This window comes from Caballeronia sp. EK (assembly GCF_014384845.1).
Classification (GTDB): Bacteria; Pseudomonadota; Gammaproteobacteria; order Burkholderiales; family Burkholderiaceae; genus Caballeronia; species Caballeronia jiangsuensis.
In genome coordinates this window covers 743,059-763,780 of sequence record NZ_JACSUE010000001.1, presented here as the reverse complement: position 1 = coordinate 763,780, position 20,722 = coordinate 743,059, and the positions used below count along the sequence as shown (strand labels likewise).

General features: G+C 61.4%; 19 protein-coding genes. 14 read left to right on the top strand and 5 right to left on the bottom strand.

Annotated elements, in window-relative coordinates:
• Nucleotides 1–22 precede the first annotated feature (22 nt).
• On the top strand, nucleotides 23–844 hold the full coding sequence (locus IAG25_RS03175; RefSeq protein WP_187603477.1) for an enoyl-CoA hydratase-related protein: 822 nt from the start codon (nucleotides 23–25) through the stop codon (nucleotides 842–844).
• Between the two features lie 64 nt (nucleotides 845–908).
• Nucleotides 909–2,282 (top strand): MFS transporter, encoded by a 1,374-nt coding sequence (locus IAG25_RS03170; RefSeq protein WP_187603476.1) that lies wholly within the window; start codon nucleotides 909–911, stop codon nucleotides 2,280–2,282.
• A gap of 49 nt (nucleotides 2,283–2,331) precedes the next feature.
• Here the strand turns inward: IAG25_RS03170 and IAG25_RS03165 are convergent, their stop codons facing one another.
• Nucleotides 2,332–3,708: an NAD-dependent succinate-semialdehyde dehydrogenase gene (locus IAG25_RS03165; RefSeq protein WP_187603475.1), complete on the bottom strand. Its 1,377-nt coding sequence runs from the start codon at nucleotides 3,706–3,708 to the stop codon at nucleotides 2,332–2,334.
• 164 nt (nucleotides 3,709–3,872) lie between these two features.
• Here IAG25_RS03165 and IAG25_RS03160 point away from each other — a divergent pair, with 164 nt between their 5' ends.
• Nucleotides 3,873–4,859, top strand: a complete 987-nt coding sequence (locus tag IAG25_RS03160) for an AraC family transcriptional regulator (RefSeq protein ID WP_255503485.1) — start codon at nucleotides 3,873–3,875, stop codon at nucleotides 4,857–4,859.
• A gap of 132 nt (nucleotides 4,860–4,991) precedes the next feature.
• On the opposite strand, the gene IAG25_RS03155 is transcribed toward IAG25_RS03160, so the two are convergent.
• The gene (locus tag IAG25_RS03155) at nucleotides 4,992–6,086 is read right to left on the bottom strand and encodes a LacI family DNA-binding transcriptional regulator (RefSeq protein WP_187603474.1); all 1,095 of its coding nucleotides are present in this window, start codon (nucleotides 6,084–6,086) and stop codon (nucleotides 4,992–4,994) included.
• A 530-nt stretch (nucleotides 6,087–6,616) separates the two neighbouring features.
• On the opposite strand from IAG25_RS03155, the gene IAG25_RS03150 reads away from it, so the two are divergent.
• The 10 genes from IAG25_RS03150 to IAG25_RS03105 all read left to right on the top strand — a co-directional run bounded on the left by IAG25_RS03150 (nucleotide 6,617) and on the right by IAG25_RS03105 (nucleotide 15,702).
• Nucleotides 6,617–7,477 carry an ABC transporter permease gene (locus IAG25_RS03150; RefSeq protein ID WP_255503484.1) on the top strand — a complete coding sequence of 287 codons (861 nt, stop codon included), beginning with the start codon at nucleotides 6,617–6,619 and terminating at the stop codon, nucleotides 7,475–7,477.
• A gap of 133 nt (nucleotides 7,478–7,610) precedes the next feature.
• Nucleotides 7,611–8,552, top strand: a complete 942-nt coding sequence (locus IAG25_RS03145; protein ID WP_309243913.1) for an ABC transporter substrate-binding protein — start codon at nucleotides 7,611–7,613, stop codon at nucleotides 8,550–8,552.
• Nucleotides 8,553–8,577: 25 nt separating this feature from the next.
• Nucleotides 8,578–9,102 carry a MaoC/PaaZ C-terminal domain-containing protein gene (locus IAG25_RS03140; protein ID WP_255503482.1) on the top strand — a complete coding sequence of 175 codons (525 nt, stop codon included), beginning with the start codon at nucleotides 8,578–8,580 and terminating at the stop codon, nucleotides 9,100–9,102.
• Nucleotides 9,099–9,950: an ABC transporter ATP-binding protein gene (locus IAG25_RS03135; RefSeq protein ID WP_187603471.1), complete on the top strand. Its 852-nt coding sequence runs from the start codon at nucleotides 9,099–9,101 to the stop codon at nucleotides 9,948–9,950. Before IAG25_RS03140 ends, IAG25_RS03135 begins: the two co-directional genes overlap by 4 nt.
• Before the next feature lie 33 nt (nucleotides 9,951–9,983).
• Nucleotides 9,984–10,778 (top strand): enoyl-CoA hydratase/isomerase family protein, encoded by a 795-nt coding sequence (locus IAG25_RS03130; protein ID WP_187603470.1) that lies wholly within the window; start codon nucleotides 9,984–9,986, stop codon nucleotides 10,776–10,778.
• A 15-nt stretch (nucleotides 10,779–10,793) separates the two neighbouring features.
• Entirely contained in the window at nucleotides 10,794–11,534 is a 741-nt protein-coding gene (locus tag IAG25_RS03125; RefSeq protein ID WP_187603469.1) for a hypothetical protein, read from the top strand.
• 28 nt (nucleotides 11,535–11,562) lie between these two features.
• Entirely contained in the window at nucleotides 11,563–12,414 is an 852-nt protein-coding gene (locus tag IAG25_RS03120) for a fumarylacetoacetate hydrolase family protein (protein WP_187603468.1), read from the top strand.
• A gap of 25 nt (nucleotides 12,415–12,439) precedes the next feature.
• Nucleotides 12,440–14,062 (top strand): acyl CoA:acetate/3-ketoacid CoA transferase, encoded by a 1,623-nt coding sequence (locus tag IAG25_RS03115; protein ID WP_187603467.1) that lies wholly within the window; start codon nucleotides 12,440–12,442, stop codon nucleotides 14,060–14,062.
• A complete protein-coding gene (locus IAG25_RS03110) occupies nucleotides 14,059–14,862 on the top strand; it encodes a shikimate dehydrogenase family protein (RefSeq protein WP_187603466.1) in 804 nt (267 codons plus the stop codon). Before IAG25_RS03115 ends, IAG25_RS03110 begins: the two co-directional genes overlap by 4 nt.
• Before the next feature lie 24 nt (nucleotides 14,863–14,886).
• On the top strand, nucleotides 14,887–15,702 hold the full coding sequence (locus tag IAG25_RS03105) for an IclR family transcriptional regulator (RefSeq protein WP_255503481.1): 816 nt from the start codon (nucleotides 14,887–14,889) through the stop codon (nucleotides 15,700–15,702).
• Nucleotides 15,703–15,759: 57 nt separating this feature from the next.
• Here IAG25_RS03105 and IAG25_RS03100 read toward each other — a convergent pair whose 3' ends face one another.
• Together IAG25_RS03100 and IAG25_RS03095 are read right to left on the bottom strand one after the other, a co-directional pair.
• Nucleotides 15,760–17,367 carry an acyl CoA:acetate/3-ketoacid CoA transferase gene (locus IAG25_RS03100; RefSeq protein WP_187603464.1) on the bottom strand — a complete coding sequence of 536 codons (1,608 nt, stop codon included), beginning with the start codon at nucleotides 17,365–17,367 and terminating at the stop codon, nucleotides 15,760–15,762.
• A gap of 159 nt (nucleotides 17,368–17,526) precedes the next feature.
• The gene (locus IAG25_RS03095) at nucleotides 17,527–18,453 is read right to left on the bottom strand and encodes an aldo/keto reductase (RefSeq protein ID WP_187603463.1); all 927 of its coding nucleotides are present in this window, start codon (nucleotides 18,451–18,453) and stop codon (nucleotides 17,527–17,529) included.
• 198 nt (nucleotides 18,454–18,651) lie between these two features.
• On the opposite strand from IAG25_RS03095, the gene IAG25_RS03090 reads away from it, so the two are divergent.
• The gene (locus IAG25_RS03090; protein WP_255503480.1) at nucleotides 18,652–18,858 is read left to right on the top strand and encodes a hypothetical protein; all 207 of its coding nucleotides are present in this window, start codon (nucleotides 18,652–18,654) and stop codon (nucleotides 18,856–18,858) included.
• Nucleotides 18,859–19,044: 186 nt separating this feature from the next.
• Here IAG25_RS03090 and IAG25_RS03085 read toward each other — a convergent pair whose 3' ends face one another.
• Nucleotides 19,045–20,550, bottom strand: a complete 1,506-nt coding sequence (locus tag IAG25_RS03085) for a DASS family sodium-coupled anion symporter (protein ID WP_187603462.1) — start codon at nucleotides 20,548–20,550, stop codon at nucleotides 19,045–19,047.
• Between the last annotated feature and the right edge of the window lie 172 nt (nucleotides 20,551–20,722).

The following is a 20,722-nucleotide window of genomic DNA, read 5'->3' as shown; positions in this document are numbered from 1 at the left end:
CAAACAATCAGGAGACTTCTTCGTGTCAACACATGCAAACGATGCCGGTTCACTGGTCGAATCGTCCGTCGATGACGGCGTGCTCACGCTCACGCTCAACAGCCCGAGCGACGGCAACGCGCTGAACGTCGCGATGACGGAGGCGCTGTCGGACGCGCTCGAGCAAATCAACAAGCGGCGCGACGTGCACTGCGTGCTGCTGCGTTCCTCGTCGCCGCACTTCTGCACGGGCGGCAACGTGAAGGACATGCAAAGCGGCAGCGATCTCATGAGCGGCAGTGTCGAGGATGTACGCGACCGCCTGCATCGCAGCCTGCACAGAATCACGCGCGCACTGAGCGGTCTCGATGTGCCTTCGATATGCGCGGTGAATGGCGCCGCGGTCGGAGCGGGCTGCGACCTTGCGTTGATGTGCGATATCCGCGTGGCGAGCACGAAAGCCGTGTTCGCAGAGAGTTTCCTGCGGCTCGGACTGGTGTCGGGCATCGGCGGATCGTGGTTCCTCGCGCGGATCGTGGGCTATGCGAAGGCGCTGGAATTGACGCTGACCAGCGAGTTCATCGACGCCGAAGCGGCGCTGGGCCTCGGCATCGTGTCGAAGGTGGTGCCCGAGGACGCGCTCGATATCGATGCGCGGTCGCTGGCGAAGCGCATCGCGCAGAACCCGCCGACGGCGCTGCGCATGGCGAAGCGGCTCGTGCGCGAAGCGGCCGATGCATCGCTTGCGACGACGCTCGAAATGGCGGCAAGCATGCAGGCCATTCTGTTGTGCAGTCGCGAGCACAAGGAGGCCGTCGGCCGGTTTCTGGAGCAGCAGGCGGCGAAGAAGCGCACACACATGTGATGCGCCGATACGGCCATCGCGTCGATCGCGCGAGGCCTCACAAACCGAATCACAGGAGACGACCATGTCCACGACTTCCGGAGCCCGCAATCCAAAGCCCGGCATGCTGCGGATCATCGCGACATCGAGCCTCGGCACGATGCTCGAGTACTACGATTTCTTCGTCTATGTCGCGCTGACATCGACCTTGACGCACCTGTTTCTTCCATCGACGGACCGGACCGTCGCCGCAATGGCGGGCGTTGCCACCTTCGGCATCGCGTATATCGCGCGGCCGTTGGGCACGATCATTTTCAGCCCGATGGCCGACCGCATCGGACGCAAGAAGACATTCGTCATCACGCTCGCGATCATGGGCATCGCGACAGTGGGCATCGGCTGTCTGCCGACCTACGCGATGGCCGGCTTGCTCGCGCCCATAGGACTGATCGCGCTGCGCGTGGTGCAGGGCATCGCGCTCGGCGGCGAATACGGCTCTGCGGTCGTCTACGTGATGGAGCATGCGCCCGCAGGCCGAAAGGGCATGGCGACGAGCGTGCTGCAAGGTACCGCGAGCCTCGGACTGTTGCTGGCGCTGGCGATCGTGTCGGCGCTGAAGTTCGCGCTCGATGCGTCGGCATTCGAATCGTGGGGCTGGCGCGTTCCGTTCCTGATCTCGGCGCCGATCGTCGCGGTGGCGACATGGATTCGCCTCGGCATGACGGAAACGCCCGTGTTCGCGGAGATGAAGCAGGCGGGCCGTCTGTCGAAATCGCCGCTGCAGGACACCTTGACGAGCGCGACGTCGTGGAAAGCGATCCTTGTCGCGATGTTCGGCGCGCAAGGCGGGACGTCGGTGTCGCTCTATACGTCGATCGTCTATATGCTGTACTTCCTGCAAAACGTGTTGAAGGTCGATCCTGCGCGCGCGAATATGTGCCTCGGTATCGCTATCGTCGTGGCTGCGCCGTTTTATCCCGCATTCGGCCGTCTGTCCGATGCGATCGGCCGCGCGCGTGTGATGCTGATCGGCATCGTGCTGTGGATACTTGCGGCATATCCTGCGTTCGCGGGCATCAGGACGAATGCGCTCGCAGGCGGCTGGGCCACGGTGACAATGCTCGTCGCGCTGCTGGCCGTGTTGACGGCGATGATCATGGCGCCGCTGCCCGCGTTCATCGCCGAATGTTTTCCGCCGCAAAGCAGGACCACGGGCTTCGGATTGTCGCAACAACTCGGCAATGTGCTGTTCGGCGGGTTTCTTCCGTTGATCAGTCTTTCGCTCGTCAATCTGACAGGCAACCCGCTTGCCGGCGTCGGGTACTCGATCGCGTCGTTGTTGCCCTGTCTTGCCGTCACGTTCTTCTGGGGACTGCGGCAGGATAGGCTCATCCGTCAGCGCAGTCGCGAAGTACAGTGCGCAAGCCCTGCGGACGCGGGACAGTTGCCGGTACGCTGATTCGACCGTGACACGAGGCGCGGCATCGTGATGCCGCGCCTCGCATCGTTCAGGCGAGACCGCTCATGAGCGTGTATTTGACGTGCACATATTCCTCGATTCCATGATGACTACCTTCGCGCCCGTAACCGGATTGCTTCACGCCGCCGAACGGCACCGAAGCCGTGCCGACCGAGCCGGAGTTCAGGATCACCATGCCCGCCTCGAGGTTGCGCGACAGCCGGAACGAGCGGCCCAGCTGGCGCGTGAATGCATAGGCGACGAGACCATATTCGCTGTCGTTGCTGCGTGCAATGACTTCGGCTTCGGTGGAAAAGCGGTAGATCGGGAAGACAGGTCCGAATATTTCGGACGAGGCGATCGGCATATCGTCCTCGACATCGACGAGGATGGTGGGCGCATAGAAAAGTCCGCCTTTCGCATGCGGATGTCCGCCGAGCACGACCCTGGCGCCGCGTTCGCGCGAATCGTCGACGAGCCTGGCGACCTTGTCGATGGCCGCGCGATTGATCAGCGGACCGACGACGAACCCCTCCTGCAGTCCCTGATCGACCGGAATCGCTTCGACGAGCGCCTTCACGCGCTGAACGAACGCGTCATGCACGCTGGCCTGAACATACACGCGGTTCGGCGAGATGCAGACCTGCCCGCTGTTGCGCAGCTTCGCGGACACGAGCGCCTTTGCGGCTTCGTCGAGATCGGCGTCGTCGAAGACGATGAACGGTGCGTTGCCGCCCAGTTCCATCGTCATCTTCTTGAGCGTGCCGGCGCACTGCGCGGCGAGCAACTTGCCGACCGCGGTCGAACCGGTGAACGAGATCTTGCGGATGCGCGGATCGTCGGTGATGAGCCTGCCGATCTGCACGGGGTCGCCCGTGACCATCTCGAACACGCCTTCCGGAATGCCGGCGCGGCGCGCGTATTCGAGCAGCTTGTACGCGGTCAGGGGCGTTTCCTCTGCGGGCTTCAGGAGGATCGTGCAACCTGCTGCGAGCGCGGTCGCGACCTTGCGCGTGATCATCATGAACGGAAAATTCCATGGTGTAATCGACGCTACTGGCCCGACAGGTTCTTTCGTGACGATCACCGCTGCGTCTTTCGCGTGAGTGGGGATGGTATCGCCGTACATGCGTTTGGCTTCCTCCGCGTACCATTCGATGAAGCCCAACCCATATTCGATTTCGCCGAAGGCTTCCGACACGCACTTGCCGTTCTCGCGGCAGATCAGCTCGGCGAATGCGGTCTTGTCGGCGCTGACGAGGTCGAACCATTTGCGCAGCAGTTCGCTCCGCTCGCGTGCCAGAGTGCGCGACCAGGCCGGAAAGGCCGCGCATGTGCGGTCGATGGCGGCGCGCACCTGCGCTTCCGAATGATGTTCGACTTGCCCGACACGCGTGCCGTCGGCGGGATTGATTACATCGATCATGCTTTATTCTCCGAAGTGAGTGAGCCTTCTCTGCGCATCGACGCGTCGTGATTCGCGCGTGCGATGCATGATCGAATGTTAGGAATGTTGCGACGAGACGAGAACGCATGATCGTCTGCGAAGCTTGCCCGATTCTATGAACGCACGGATATCGAACTCGAAGTATGGAAACGCACCGCTCTCCCAAGTTGCCGACGATGGAAACCGAAGCCGCCGCGCTGGCTCGCGTGCACGCTTCGATGGTGAGCCGCCTGCTGGAGCTCGCGCCGAACGAAGGCTATAACGCGACGCCGATGCCGGACATTCGCCTGTTGCGATCGAATCGTCCGCTCACGCGCACGCCGGTGCTCTACGAGCCGGGTATCGTGGTCATCGCGCAAGGCCGCAAGCGCGGTTATCTCGGCAGCAAGGTGTATGTCTACGATGCGCAGCATTATCTTGCCGTCGCCTTGCCGCTGCCGTTCTCGATGGAAACCGACGCCACCGCGGACGAACCGTTGCTCGCGGTGTACGTGCGCCTCGATCCGACGCTTGCCGCCGATGTGTTGCTGCAGATCGACGAGCGCAACGGCGTGGTGCCGGGCGAGCCGGGTGGCATGGCCACGACGAGGCTCGATGTGGCGCTCGGCGAAACCATGCTGCGGTTCCTCGATGCGATGCGCGATCCGCTCGAAGCCGCGCTTCTGGGGCCGACCCTCGTGCGGGAGATCTACTTTCGCGTGTTCATCGGAGAGCAGGGCGCTTCGATGCGCGCGGCGCTCAACCTCGATGGCAACTTCGGGCGCATATCGAAAGTGCTGCGCATGATTCATTCGAGTTATGCCGAGGCGCTGACGATCGAAGCGCTCGCAAGGGAAGCGGCAATGAGCGTGCCGTCGTTTCATCTGCACTTCAAGGCGGCCACGAACACTTCTCCGCTGCAGTACATCAAGTCGACGCGACTCCATCAGGCGAGGCTATTGATGGCGCGGCAAGGCATGACGGCGGCTGCGGCGAGCGCGCGGGTGGGCTATGAGAGCGCGTCACAGTTCAGCCGCGAGTTCAAGCGGCTCTTTGGTGGCACGCCTTCGGAAGAATTGCGGCGAATGAAACGGCATTTTGCAATCCCGGAGGCGGCGTCGGGGTCCGCGCTATATGTTTCGTCGCATTGATTCGGCGGGTGAAGGGGGTCGACTATCGTCTTCGTGGAATCTGGACGATAGAGCTTCGAGCGATGTCGAGTTCCTCGGGCCTCGATCCGCTGACTGGCCGAGCGCACCAACGAAGAGGCGAAGCAGCAGCGCTCAGGTACGCTTCTTCTGGGCCTTCGGTGGCGCGCCCGATGACGCTCTCACGATCAACTCGGCCTCCAGTTCAACGGTTCGCGCGGTACCCGGTTCTGAAAGCTCGGAAAGAATCATCTTTGCAGCATTTGTTCCGATTGCAGCGCTCGGAACACGGACGGTAGTAATCGGTATGGGTAGCTCGGACATGAGCTCGAAATCGTCGAATCCGGCAATGCTCAGGTCGCCGGGAACCTTGTAGCCTTGCTGTATCGCTTCGAGCATTGCGCCCATTGCAAACGAACCGTTGCCGCAAATCACCACGGTCGGCGGCTGCGGCGTGTTCATCACTTTCGAAAAGAGTTGCCGTCCGACGCGCGCGCCCCACACGCCGTCGACCATGTGAGCGGCGGATATTCCCAATCCGTGCTCTGCAAGCGCATCGCGCACCCCTTCACGTCGGGCCTGCGCGCGATCGTTGGTATCGGTGTGCTGCGACAGCATCGCAAAACGGCGATGCCCCAGACCGACGAGATAAGTCGCGAAGTCGAAGAATGCGCGGTGGTTATCTACACCCACGCAAAGCGCATCGCTGTTTTCCCGATAAACGAATGTGTTGACGAACGGAATCCGACGCTGCAATAGAAGGGGTTGCAGATCTCGATGATGAGCTTCGCCCACCAGTACGACAGCATCGACTCCGCGTTCGAGCATGGTTCTGACTTGTCGATATTCGCGATCGAGGTCGTACTCCGAGCAACCGAGCAGAAGCGTGTATCCAGCCTGTTCGAGCGATTCCTGGAGCGCCTGTATGGCTGAAGCGAAATGCTCATTCGCCAGCGTCGGGAAAACTGCCCCGATTGTTCCGGTCCGGTGAGTTGCAAGTGCTCGCGCTGCGGCGTGCGGCACCCAGCCGAGATGATCGATCGCGACCATGATGCGGGAGCGCAACTCGTCCGAGACGACCGTCGGATTGTTCATCACTCTGGAAACGGTCGCCGATGACACGCCGGCAAAGCGAGCGACGTCCCGCAAGGTCACCCCCGAGGTGCGCGACCGTTTGCCGGGCGCGTGCGGTTCGGCCGCTTCTGCTGATATTGGTTTGCTCTTCGCCATGCGTGGGGATGGTCGGATTCGCGCGAGGTGACCGATTATATCAACGCCTTTCTTCGTCACGCCGCTCTTAAGCGAAGACCTTTGCATAGTACACCTACAGATATGGTTGCACTCACGAGAACCATGAAGCATCCGTTCGGCCGCCTCGCGGCAAACAGAACAGTTTGCGCGCCGCGCATGTGATCCCGCTGACCCTCGCGATGCCGCATTTCGCGACGTGGCGCGGTGTCCGCATCAGGCCTACGGCAGGTTGAGACGCCTCATTCAAATGGATCCAAAAGCCGGATTCGATACCCGGGTATACCCGCGTAAAGGACGCCAATTCCAATGCTGGCGCGGCTCACACCCCCGATCCGGGAAATTCCCTACATAGCTTTCATCCAAGATTGAATAGAGTTCAATCAACGAACGTCGTAAGATCTTGATGTCTTATCCGGCACGAGACGCTGCTCGGATCGGCGCGCCCGTGCTGCCAAAAAAATGCTTGAACGATCGCTGCACTTCACTCGCGGAAGGAGACACAGATGTCAATGAAGTTATCGTCGCGGCAGGTCGATGGCCTGCAAAGCGGGAACGGAGGGCAACCGGGAGCGGCCGAACGCCCCAAGCCACGTCCGTCCGCCGGAATGCGCAAGATCAGGCGGCTCGGCTGGAATCTGCTTCCGCCGTTGACCTTCGTGGCCATCATCGCGATCTGGGCGGCGGCGGTGCGCCTCTTCGACATCCCCGCGTACTTCATGCCGGGTCCCGGGCTGGTCTTCTCACGGCTCGTCGAGGAATATCCGCAGCTCTGGAGCAACTCGATCGTCACAGTAACGGAGATTGTCTGGGGCTTCGGATTGACGATCGTGACTGCGATCCCGGTAGGGCTCGTCATCGCGCTGTCGCCGCTTGCAAAACAGGTCGTTTATCCGCCGCTCATGTTTCTCCAGCTCGTGCCGAAGATCGCAGTGGCGCCGCTGTTCCTGGTCTGGCTTGGCTTCGGCATCGAGTCGAAGGTGCTGCTCACCGTCCTGATGACCTTCTTCCCCTTGCTGCTGGCCAGCGTCAGCGGCTTCCAGATTCTGGACAATCGTCTGCTCTATCTGACGCAATCCATGGGCGCGAGCTCGTGGCAAACCTTCCGCTATCTGCGCCTTCCCTCAGCGCTGCCGGTCATCTTCTCCGGCATCAAGACGTCCGCCACCATCGCCGCCACGGCCGCGATCGTCGCCGAGTTCGTCGGCGCGAACAAGGGCTTGGGCTATGTGCTGCTCCGGGGGACCAGCACGATGGACATCGGCCTGACCTTCGCGGTGATCGCCGTGCTGACCTTCATCGGCATTGCCATCAACTACATCGTCGAATTCGCCGAATGGGCGATGACACCCTGGCAACGCGATAAAAACTGACGTCGAGAACGAAAGAGCGATTGGCCCGATGTCGCCGTGGCCGATACCAACACCTTTGGAGACTAAGAAGATGCTTCGTTTTATCAGCCGTACGCTGGCCGCGAGCGCTGTGTCGTCAGCGTTGGCTCTTGGAGTGAGTGCCGCCGTCGCAGCGACGCCTGTCACCTTCCAGCTGAATTGGGTCGCAGGGGGTTCGAATGCGGGGTTTGCCGCGGCGCTGACCGAGGGTTACTACAAGGAAGCGGGCCTCGACGTCACGTTGATCGAAGGCAATGGATCGGGCAATACGGCTCAACTCGTGGCCGCGAATCGCGTGCAGCTGGCCTACGCCGATGCCGTCGCGGTGAGTCAGCTCATCGCGAAGGGCGCGCCGATGAAGGTCATCTCGACAGTCTATCAATCCAATCCCAACGAAGTCTCGGCGTTGAAGAAGACGAATATCAACTCGATCAACGACCTCAAAGGCAAGAAGGTGGGCGTCCCGTCCGGTTCGTCTCAAACGACGATGCTGCCGCTTTTCCTGAAGGCGAACGGGCTGAAGGAATCGGAAGTGAATCTGATCAACATGCCGTTGACGTCCATGGTCCCGACCTTGTTGCAGGGACAAGTCGACGCAATTCTCGGATCGATCGATTCGTATCAGATCCAGCTGGAAGCGCAAGGCGCGCAGCTCACCAACTTTCGCTTCGCGGACTACGGCGTGCCGACCGTCAGCACGTCGATCTTCGCGAACGATACCTATCTCAAGGACAACAGCGATGTCGTCAAGAAATTCGTCGCCGCGAGCCTGAAAGGCTGGAGCTTCGCGCTCGATAACCCGGCCAAGGCAATCAAGGATCTGAAGGCGGTCTTCCCGAATCTGTCGGAGAAGACGGCAACGGCGGAGCTTGCGGCCATCACGCCGCTCTTCTGCAGCGGCGGCGCGAAGTACGTGGGCAAGGCGGAAGACGCGCAATGGGTGAAGACGCAGGATCTGTTGTCGCAGGTCGGTCTGTTGCCCGCGGGTCGCGATCCGAAGTCGTACTACACGAACGACTTCCTTCCGCCGACGTCGGCCATGCGTGCGTGCAAGTGACTAAAGAAGTGACTAAAGGACTGTCATGACTGAACAGCGAAACATGGGACTGCGTTACTCGGACCTCGAAGTTGGATTGAAATTTCGCAGCCCCGGACGAACGATCACCGATGCGGACCTGGTCGGGTTCGCAGGTCTCACGGGTGACTTCTCCGAACTTCATACGAGCGATGTGTACGCGAAAGCCAGCCAGTTCGGCCGCCGCGTCGCGCACGGCATGCTCGGGCTCGCCTATGCGCACGGCCTGATGTGGGCGCGCACGGGCGAGTTGCGCGAGACCGCGATCGCGTTTCTCGGGATCAACGAATGGAAGTTCCTCAATCCCATCTTTGTCGGCGACACGATCTTCGTCAACTACGAGATCAGTGGGCTTCGCGAGAGCAAGTCGAGGCCGACGCAAGCCATCGCGACCTTCGATGTCTCCGTCGTGGATCAGGACAACCGGGTCGTTCAGAAAGGCAAAAAAGCCTTGCTGGTGTCCAAGGTTCCCCTTTCTGCTGTCGCAGCAAGTAGTTCGTCCGCCGCGAGCGGCGAGGAGCGCAAGTCATGAGTAATCAGGTTGCGGAACAGCGGGACGCTGCGACGAAGTCCGGCGTACCGATCAGTATCCGACGCATCGCCAAGACCTTCGGCGAAGACAGCGACAAGCCGTTTCAGGCGCTCAAGGAAGTCAATATCGACATTCAGCCGGGCGAGTTCGTCTCCATCGTCGGTGCTTCCGGATGCGGCAAGAGCACCTTGATGCTGATGGTCGCGGGTCTGCTCAAGCAGAGTCAGGGCGAGATTCTGGTCAACGGCAAGCCGGTGACGAAGCCGATCACCGATGTCGGGATCGCGTTTCAGGATCACTTGCTGCTCGAATTCAGAACGGCGCTCGAAAACGTGATGCTGCAGGCCGACATTCGCGGGCTGCCGAAGAAGAAGATCGAGGCACGTGCAAAAGAACTGTTCGAGCAATTGCGTCTGACGCACGCGATGCAGAAGTATCCGCGGCAGTTGTCGGGCGGCATGCGGCAGCGCGTCTCGCTCGTCAGGACGCTGGTTCACGATCCGTCCGTCATTCTGATGGATGAACCATTCGGCGCACTCGACGCGCTGACCCGGCTTCAGGTCCGGATGGATCTCGAGGCGCTGTGGCTGCGTCGCCGCCCGACAGTCGTGTTCATTACGCACAGCGTCGAAGAAGCGGTGGGATTGTCGGACCGCATCTTCGTGATGAGCCCGAACCCCGGCGAGGTGGTCGACGAGATTACGGTCGATCTGCCGCGTCCGCGACCCATCGTGCTCGGCGACGCGCCGGAGTTCGCGGCCTACGTCGACCGCATCTACGGGCATTTCGAACGCATGGGCGTGCTGCATGGCATCGAGGTGCCCAAGGCCACGTCGGCGGCATCGTAAATCTGGTAATCGAAGGCAAAGCGACAGGACGACATGAGCACAGCAACGGAACACTTTAGCCGCCTGGTCACGACCGAGGTGAACGGTTTTATCGCCACCGTGGGGATCAGTCACGGGCCGCTGAATCTGGTCACGACCGACCTGTTGCGCGAGTTGAACGAGGCGTTCTCGGCTGTGTCCGCGATGCGCGATATCCGTTGTGTGATTCTGCATGGAAGTCAGTCGCGCGCCTTTTGCGCGGGCAGCGACATCAAGGAATTCGCGCGCATTCGCGAGCAGGCCAGCGAAAAGAAGATCCTTTTCGAAGACATGGTGCTGCGTCAACTGGCGCGCCTGCCGATGCCGACCATCGCGGCGATCGACGGCGCAGCGCTCGGCGGCGGTCTCGAACTCGCCCTGGCTTGCGATCTGCGCGTGGCGCGAAACGGCGTGGCGATGGGCCTCACCGAATCGCGTCTGGGCGGGCTCGCCGGTAGCGGTTCGCTGAGACTCACGCGCCTTGTCGGCCCGGCGCGAGCCAAGCTGATGTTGTTCACCGGCGAAACGATCGATTGCGCGCAGGCGCTGTCGTGGGGTCTGGTCGATCGCGTGACCGATGACGGAACCGCGCTGGATGCCGCGCTCGAACTTGCCGGAACCATCGCCGCTCGCGGGCCGGTGTCGAATCGCCTCGCCAAGGAACTCGTCGATGCCGCGCAGGATTTCCCGCTCGATGCGGGCTTGTCGATGTCGACCGTGGCGCTCCAGAAGATATTCGACAGCCGCGACCTGCATGAAGGTGTGGATGCGTTCTTCTCCAAGCGCCCACCTTCGTTCAAGGGCCATTAAGGGTAAGCCAAGATCATGAGTGAAATGAATCTGGAAATCGGCATGACCGAAAACGCGCAAGCGGCTGACTCGGCCTTGCTCGGCGACGGCGCGGTTCTCGTCTGGAACGATGTGGTGTCCGAAGGCCGCGACAAGTTCTACGAGTGGCATGACAAGGAGCACATCCCCGAAAGGCTTTCGATTCCGGGCTTCCGGCGCGGACGCCGATATGTCCGCTCGGGTCACTCGCCCGAGTGGCTGACCATGTACGAGGCAGTCGATCTGAACGTGGTGGTGTCGCCAGCTTATCTCGAACGCCTGAACACACCGACGCCCGCAACGGTCGATACGCTGCAGTACTTCCGCAATACATCGAGAGCGGTATGCCGGATCGTGCATTCGGTCGGGTCGAGCAGCGGCGGTTACGTGCTCGCATTGCGTCTGGATGTGCCCGCGGCGCGGGCCGAAGCGATGAAGACATATCTGTGCACCGACGTGTTTCCGCGTGCCGCCGCGTTGACGAGCGTCGTCGCCTGCCATCTCTACATGGCCGATCAATCCGGCAGCCATATCGACACCGCCGAGTCGAGCACGCGTGAGTTCGACGTGCCTGCCTGGGTCGTACTCGTCGAAACCACTACACCGGAAGCGGCCGAAAGCGCGCGTCATCTGCTCGACGCCCGGAAGCTCGAAGCGCTCGGTGTGACGGTGCGCCCCGACGGCACAACGTATTCGATGGAAATCTGCCGGCTGGCCAATGCTCCGGCAGACATTTGAACGCTGGACCACTCAAGAGAGACTGCGAATGAAACTCGTAAGACACGGGCAACCCGGCCAGGAGCGCCCGGGCATCATCGACGCGCAAGGTCAGATTCGCGACCTCGGCGACCATTGCAAGGATTTCGACCCTGCGTTTTTCGCGGGCGATGGCCTGCGGCAGTTGAGGGAGATCGACTTGCAGAGCCTTCCGGTCGTCGCAGCCGATACGCGTCTTGGGGCCTGCGTCGCGCAACCCGGGACGTTCCTCGCCATCGGCCTGAACTACGTGCAGCACGCTATCGAAACGAACGCGCCGATCCCGACGGATCCCATCATCTTCAGCAAGGCGCCGTCATGCGTGTCCGGTCCGAACGACCCGGTGCTTCTTCCCAAAGGCTCGACCAAGACCGACTGGGAAGTGGAGCTTGCCTTCGTCGTCGGCAAGCGCGCTCATTATGTCGACGAGTCCGAGGCGCTCGATTACATCGCGGGCTATTTCATCTGCAACGATGTGTCGGAGCGCGAGTTCCAGCTCGAACGAAGCGGCCAGTGGCAGAAAGGAAAGATGTTTCCCACCTTCGGACCCATTGGTCCGTGGCTCGTCACATCCGATGAGATCGCCGACGTGCAGAACCTCGGGCTCTGGCTCGAATTGAACGGCAAGCGCATCCAGAACTCATCGACCAGCGACATGATTTTTTCGATCGCGAAGATTCTTTCCGACGTGAGTCAGTACGTGGCCCTGCTGCCGGGCGACATCATCACCACCGGCACGCCGCCGGGCGTCGGTCTGGGCATGAAGCCGGAGGCTTATCTGAAGCCTGGCGATGTCATGCGGCTCGGCGTGGACGGGCTCGGTGTGCAGGAACAGCGCGTTCTGCGTTGGGGCGAACAGTGATCGATCACGAAAGACTGGGCGGATCATGGAACGAATAACTGCAGACGAAGCGGCGAAGCTGATCGAGGACGGAGACGCGATCCTCATCAGCGGATCGGGCGGGGGGCATTCGGTGCCGGAGGCGTTGCTTGCGGCCGTGGAGCGGCGCTTTCTCGAAGAAAGCAAGCCACAGGGACTCACGTCGGTCAGCGTAGTGGGCGTGGGAGACCGCGCGGCACTGGGTGCAAGCCATCTGGCGCACGAGGGCCTGTTGCATCGTGCGATCACGAGCGCGCTGGTCGACTCGCCCGGTCTGGTGCGTCTGGCCGCCGAAAACAAGATCGAAGCCTACACGTTTCCTCAAGGCGTCCTTTCGCAATTGATGCGCGACATGGCCGCCGGGCGGCCCGGTCTTCTGACAAAGACGGGACTCCATACGTTTGTCGATCCGCGTCAGCAAGGTGCGCGACAGAGCCCGTGTACGCCAGAGGGTTTCGTCGAAGTCGTCGATCTCGCGGGCGAGGAGTGGCTCTTCTTCAAGCCGGTGCCTGTCAACGTCGCATTCCTTCGCGGGACGACGGCAGATGAAGATGGCAATGTCACGATGGAAGAAGAAGCGGTCCTGGGCGAAATGCTCGCGATGGCGCAGGCGACGCGCCGCGCGGGTGGCATCGTCATCGTTCAGGTCAAGCGGATGGCCAGACGCGGAACCTTGCCGGCCAAGCAGGTGAAGATCCCCGGCATTCTGGTGGATTTCGTGGTTGTGGATGCCGAGCAGCGTCAGACCTACGCGACGTACTATGACCCGAGCTACTCCGGCGAACTGCGGATTCCGGTGGAAGGCATCAAGCCTTTGCCGTTCAGTGCCCGCAAGGTCATCGTCAGACGTGCAGCGATGGAGCTTTTTCCGGGCGCGATCTGCAATCTCGGCGCGGGAATTTCGACGGGCCTGTCAACGATAGCCGCAGAAGAGGGTTTGCTCGACGCGGTCTATCTGACCAACGAACAGGGGATCATCGGCGGCGCGCCGATTACCGGAAGAGATTCCGGAGGCGGCCAGAATTTCGCCGCCATGATCGAGCAGCCCGCGCAGTTCGATTTCTACGATGGCGGCGGACTCGACGTCGCGTTCCTTTCGTTCGCAGAGGTCGATGCGCAGGGCAATGTCAACGTGTCCCGATTCGGCGACAAGATCATCGGCGTGGGCGGCTTCATCAATATCAGCGCGAACGCCCGATGCATGGTCTTCAGCGGGACCTTGACGGCAGGAGATCTCGACGTGGGCTGGGAGCAGGGCCGCACGATCATCGGGCAAGAGGGGCGGCATCAGAAATTCGTGCCGAAGCTCGAGCAGATCTGCTACAGCGCGTCGATGGCGCGCGCGAAGGGTCAATCTGCTTTCTTCGTCACCGAACGCGCGGTATTCACGATCGGCGAGCATGGGCTCGAATTGATCGAGATCGCACCGGGCGTCGATGTGGAACGCGACGTGATTGCGCACATGGGATTCAGACCGGCGGTGTCGAAGGCGCTCAAGGAAATGGATGCGCGAATCTTCAATCCCGCTCTCATGGGGCTCGGCGCGGACGTACATGGCAAGGCACGGCGCTACCGATCCGAGCGCGTTGCGAAGTGGCATAATTCCCGCGATGGAGGCGCCCGGCGATGAGCGCGCCTACCATCACGGGAAAGACCCGGTTGTTTTGCATCGTCGGGGACCCGATTGTTCAGGTGCGATCGCCGCAGGTGTACACCGAACAGTTCGCGGCCGCCGGCATCGATGCCGTTCTGGTCCCGATGCAAGTGCCCGCCGACCGATGTGCGGAGATCATTCCGGCGTTGATGGCCCTGGGCAATCTCGATGGCTTGCTTGTCACGGCGCCCTTGAAAGCGCGCGTGGCGGCATTCGCGGATCGCCTCGGCCCGACGGCCTCCTGCATTGGCGCCGTCAATGCGTTGCGGCGCGAGGCCGACGGTTCCTGGACAGGCGACATGTTCGACGGCGAAGGCTTCGTTCGCGGTCTTCTTGCGAAGGGCGCGCGTGTTCGCGGCCGGCGCGTGCTGCAGTTTGGCGCGGGCGGCGCGGGAAGCGCTATCGCATGCGCGCTTGCAAACGCCGGCGTGCAATCGATTCGTATCGTCAATCCGGACCCGCGGCAGACGCAATCGCTCGTTGCGTCGTTGGCGAAGGTGTTTCCCGAATGCGATGTGCAGGCCGCAAGCGACGATCGCAGTGTTATCGACATGATCGTGAATGCGTCGCCTGTAGGCATGCGTTCGGGCGACGGACTGCCGGGCGATCCGGGTGCGGTGACGTCAGACACGTTGTTCGGCGATGTCGTCCTGTCCTCGACGCCGACCGCCTTCATTCAGGCGGCGCTCGATCATGGATGTCAGTGGGCGGATGGCCGCGACATGCATTCCGGCCAGATCGACGCCATCATGAACTTCTTCGTCGCACGCACGTAGTTTCTTTTTTTGACCGGTAATCTTATGGCTCATATTCCCGCAGAGCGCTGCCTCGACATCATCGAATTGCTCGCGGACGGTGCTGTTACGATGCCGCTCGGTGAGATCGCAACGCGACTGGATCTGCCGAAGAGTGGTGCCCATCGATTGCTCGCGACTCTGGTCGATCTCGGATGGGCCGAACAGGACGCGGAGACCGGTTTTTATCGACTGTCGATGCGGCTGGCCATTCTGGGGCAGCGATTTTTCGTCGCCACCGGCATTCCGGATATCTGCCAGCCGCTGGTCGATCGTCTGGCGGGCCAGTCCCGCGAATTCGTGCGGTTGGCGGTGGTCGACGGATCGTCGCTGACATGGGTCGCGCACGCGCAGGGCGCAACGGGCGGGCTGCTCTATCAACCCACGCTGGGCAGCAACACCGTTCCGCTGCACGCGACGGCCACGGGCAAGGCGTGGCTCGCTACCTTGGCCACCGAGCAAGCGGCGGAGAATGTGCTGCGTGTCGGATTCGGCGATGCCGAGAAGTACGGCCCGAACGTCATCCGTTCGCTGGACGCGCTTCTGCAAGAGATCGAGGCGACGAGGAGTCGCGGATACGGCATCGCGGTGAACGAAGGCGAGCCGGGCGTGAGCGCGATAGCGGCGGCAATTCGTCCACAGAGCGGCGGCCCCGCGCTGGGCGTCGTCAGCGTGGCGGGACCGAGCGCGCGCATGACGGAAAGCCGTATCGCCGAGATGGCCCCGTTGGTCATGCAGGCCGCGACGGAACTCGCGTCTTTCTGGCCGCTGCGTACGCGTCCCAGCAAGCTGGCGACCGCCAGCAATATGATCGCTGCGTGATGGAGCGGAAGCTGTCTCATTGAAGCGTTCGCTAAAGCGTGAAACTTGGCGAACCTGTCAGCCATGCGTGCGTGACCATTCGGCGACCCGCTCGGAGCGATAGCGTCGCTCCTTGCGTGACATGTCCTCGGCGAGACCCATGAGGCCGGTGCCGAAGAGTCGCACGTCCATCTCCCGCACATCGGAAGCAACGGGCGTCCTGAATGCCATTTGCCCGAAGATATCGCGCTCGAGATCGATGCCCGGCGCGATCTCGATCAGTTCAAGGCCCGCCTCTCCAGCCCGGAACACGGCCCGCTCCGTCACGAACAGCGCGGAGTTGCCGCGCTGTCTTGCGAATGCAGCGCTATAGGAAATTTGTTCGAGCGCGCTGACGAACTTGCGATGCTGTCCTTCCCGAACGACAGTCGCGCGGCCATGCGTCCATTGCACATCCAGCCCGCCGGCCGTGAACGTGCCGCTGAAAATCACGCGTTTCGCGTTTTGACTGATATTGACGAAGCCTCCGACCCCGACGATCTTGTCGCCGAAGCGGCTGATATTGACGTTGCCTTGCGCGTCGACTTCCGCGAAGGAGAGAAAGGCGAGGTCGAGGCCACCGCCATCGTAGAAATCGAACTGTGATGTCTGCTCGATCATGGCGGCGAAGTTCTGCGCGCCGCCCGAGTCACGGCCCGTGATGGGCGCGCCGCCAATCAGCCCTTGTTCATTCGTCAGCACGACGGCATCGAGCAATCCTTCTTCGGCCGCGACGGTCGATAAGCCTGTCGAGACTCCGGCGCCGAGATTGCAGATAGCGGACGGATACAGTTCCATCGCCGCCCGTCTCACGATCACTTTGCGCGGGCCGAACGCAATAGGCTTGATCTCGGCAACCGGCACGCGCAATTCGCCCGAATAACTCGGATCGTAGTAGGTGGCGTAGGTCTGTCGCTGTTCCGCCTCGACCACGACGAAATCCACCAGAATGCCCGGGATCTTTACTTGCTTCGGCGGCAACGTGCCGCTGCGTGCCATTCGTTTCACCTGCACGACGACCACGCCTCCGGCACGGCGCGTGGCCTGTGCCATCGCGAGCATTTCGCCCAGCACGGCCTCCTGTTCCATGGTGATATTGCCGTCCTCGTCGGCTGTGGTGCCACGGAGAAATGCAACATCGATGGAAAGCGGTTTGAAGCGAAGCCACTCTTCGCCGTCGAGATGAATGAGTTCGACGAGTTGTTCTTCCGTCCTCGGACTTTGCCGGCCACCTCGCTGGCGAGGATCGATGAAGGTATGCAAGCCCGTCTTCGTGATCAATCCAGGTCGTCCCCCGGCCATTTCGCGCATGAGTTGCGAGAGGACGCCCTGCGGCAGCGTGTAGGCCTCGATCAGATCGCTTGCAGCCATCTTCAACAGGCCCGGCGAGTCGATGAGCGCGCCCGATATGGCGCGCCTGATCAGCCCGACCTGTGCGAGATGATCGGCGCCCAGCGACATGCGGTCTCCGATGCCTACCACGCTGATCGATGTCAGGTCGCGCGGCTGTTGTTCGTTCCGGAATCGCTGTCCGACTGCCGCGAGCAGTGCTTCGGGTACGGCATGCCCTGCGCCCGATCCGCTGATCAGCAGAGTGTCGCCCGTCCGCACCAGGCTCGCGGCTTCGTCAGAGGTGATTCGTTGCATGGCGTTTCTCGGATTCGGACTGAGGGCGGAGCCTACTTGCCCGATATAATGTAACCGGTCTCATTATGGCTTCACGGTTGATGAAGCTCCATCAGGGTAATCTCGGGAAAAGTGCATTACTTGTCGGGAATGTAACCGCTTCCGCGCGCATCGATGTTCTTAGGGAACAGGTTTCCCGCGAGCGGCTTCGAGGACTGCGTACCAGTCTTCGCGACTCAACGTGATGCGAAGACCGTCGAGCGCCTGCTGCAACGACTCCACGCGTCGGCTACCCACGAGCAGGTAGGGCGCACAGGGAAGCGTGAAGATCCACGCATAGACGATCGAAACCCAGGAGGATGCGTTGTACTTTTCTGCCAGCGTGATCAGCTCGCGGCGAAGCAGAAGCGCGAGTTCGTCGGTCTCGGAGAAAAGACGTCCGCCTCCGAGAGCGGACCAGATCATCGGCGACACCGCTGCCGATGACAGTGCGGTGAAAACGTCATCGTCCAGTGCCTGAAGTTCAAAAGGGGAGAACTCGATCTGATTGGTCGCGAGCGGTACTTTGGCGCGAAGGGAATCGAACTGTCGCGTCGTGAAATTCGAAACACCGAACGCGCGAATTTTGCCCTGCCGTATAAGGCTTTCTGCCGCGTCGGCGATCTCGTCGTTGTTCGCCAGATGGTCCGGGCGATGGATGAGAAACAGATCGAGGTGATCGGTCTTCAGACGCTGCAAGGAGCGCTCGACTGACGCTTGCAGATAGGCGCGACTCGTATCGTAGTGCTTGACCCCGACGGCACCCGCAGATGAACCGCGCGGCCTGATTCCCGCTTTGCTGACGATCTGCATGCTGTCGCGTAACGACGGCGTCTGCGTCAGCGCATCGCCGAACAGCGCTTCGACCTCGCCGCCGCCGTAGATGTCGGCGTGATCGAACGTCGTGACGCCCAACGCCATGCTTTGCTGCACGTAGCGATTAAGCTCCGCGGCGGACATGTTCCACTCGCGAACGCGCCACATTCCGGCTACGACCTTCGAGCAGCCGATCACGGCTAATGTGTCCGGGCTTCGGTTCTCGGCAGGTGCGCTTGCCTCTTCATTCATTTGACCTCCTGGTGTATGCGGTTTCAGGATTAAGCTGGGCAAGACATTACTTTAATGTTGCTCACGCAAGGCTGGAAAAATTGGCAGCGTAGGGAGATCCTCTGAGAATGGATGCTTCGTATTATGCCGTGAAATGATACCGGTTACATCTTACCGTCGGTTGTGTCGGATCTGACGTAGAGAGCATGGATTCTTAAGTTGTCGGATCTCCCGAATCCACCGGACCGTGGTATCGAGACATCACGGCGTCGCAATGGCGAGTGCTCGTGGCGGCGCGGGGCGTGGGGCGTGTGGGTGAACGACGCGCTGGATTTTCTGGCGATCGCGTTCGTCCTTGGCGACATTGCACGCAGACGCGGCGTTCGCTGGATCGGCGGCCTTGCATTCGGAGGATTGAGCTATTGAAGGCTCGCCGCGACGAACGACAGTTGTGGCTCGACTGCTGACCAACACGGAAGCGTTAATGACGCAAACCGTTCAGCGACGCACCATCAGACCGGGGTCGGTCAGAGGCGGACCCCGAGCCGTCTGGCTGTTCGAGACCCCTTGCCTCGTCGCAGTCAGCACGCAGAAGTTTGACAACCCACTGCTTCACCAGAAGCCAAGCAACTTCCACCAAAGGCTACCGACCACCGCGAAGATCAACAACTCCACCACACACATCACAAAACCGACGCGCCACCACGTTCCCATCGTGACGTAGCCGCTACCGAAGATGATCGGCGACGTGCCCGTCGCATAGTGGGTCAGCGTCATCATGATCGCCGAGCCGGCCGCCATCATCAGCATGAACGGCGCCACATATCCGGGTGGTATCAGATGAACCCCAACCGTCAGGAAGGCGAGCATCATCGCGCTGATGTGCGCCGTCGTGCTGGCGAACAGGTAGTGTGAAAAAACGAAAGCCAGTACCAGAATCGTGGCAGTGGCGCCCCAGCCGATGCCACTGGCAACGATCGCGCTCTTCATGGCTTCCGAGAACCAGGTGATCACGCCTTGCTTGTTCAGTTGCTCGGCCAGCATGATCAGCGCACCAAACCACACCAGCGTGTCCCAGGCGCTCTTCTCCGACAGCACATCGTCCCAGTCAATGGTGCCGGTGATGATCAGCAGAAACAGGCCGACGAAGGCCACAACGGTCGGATCCAGGATGAACGACGGACCGAACACCATCGCCGGCACGTCGGCCCACAGCAGCAGTAGCAGCGCGAAGGTCCCCAGCATGACTCTTTCCTTCGGTGACATGGGGCCCATCTTCGCCAGTTCGGCGCGGGCATACGCTACCGCGTTCGGTGTGGCATGGAGCTGCGGCGGCGCGAGCGCATAGATCACGAGTGGCATGACGAGCAGGCATAGCACGCCGGGCAACAGCATGCACAGCGCCCAGCTCGTCCAGGTCAGATGCAGGCTCTGGTTGGTCGCCTTGGCGATGTAGTCCACCACCAGCGGATTGGGCGCGGTGGCGGTCAGGAACATGGCCGAGGTGATAGGGTTGGCGTGATAGTTGACCATCGCGAGGTAGGTGCCGACCTTGCCCTCGGTGCCCTTGGCCGGATCCGAGTCGAACGCGTTGGCGATCGACTTCATGACCGGATGCACGATACCCCCGCCGCGCGCGGTATTGCTTGGTGTGAACGGCGCGAGCACCAGTTCACAAACGGCCAGACCATAGCCGATGCCTACCGTGCGCTTGCCGAGCAGCGAGATGAATATCAGACCGATGCGGCTGCCCAGCCCGGTCTTCTTCAGCCCGCGGGAGATCAGGATGGCCACTACGATCAGCCAGATCAGCGGGCTGTCGAAGGCGGTCAGCGCATCGGCGATGGCTCCCTTGGACGAGGTCGACGTCACCTGTGACAGCGAGAGAACTACGATCGCCATCACCGCCATGACCCCGATCGGCATGACCTTCAAAATAATCGCGACGATTGTTGTCAGAAATATGGCGACGAGGCCCCACGCCTTGGGCTTCAGCCCCTCGGGCACGGGTAGCAGCAGCAGGGTTACCAACACAGCCGTTGTGATCAGCGCGGGACCAAGTCGAAACGGCACAACGCTGTTGAAGTAGCGGAACGTCGCTTTTAGTCTCGTGAACATTCTGCGATCCTTCCCGGAATAGTTGGCGCGTCCGCTGGAACATAGTTTAGACAGGACCGTTTGGCAATGAGCAGCTTGCCTTTCCGATGCTGCCGTGGTGGAGACCGGACCACATCTAGATCTACAAACGATGCTTACGTGCCCATCCTGGGCGCCAGCCATCACCGGAAGT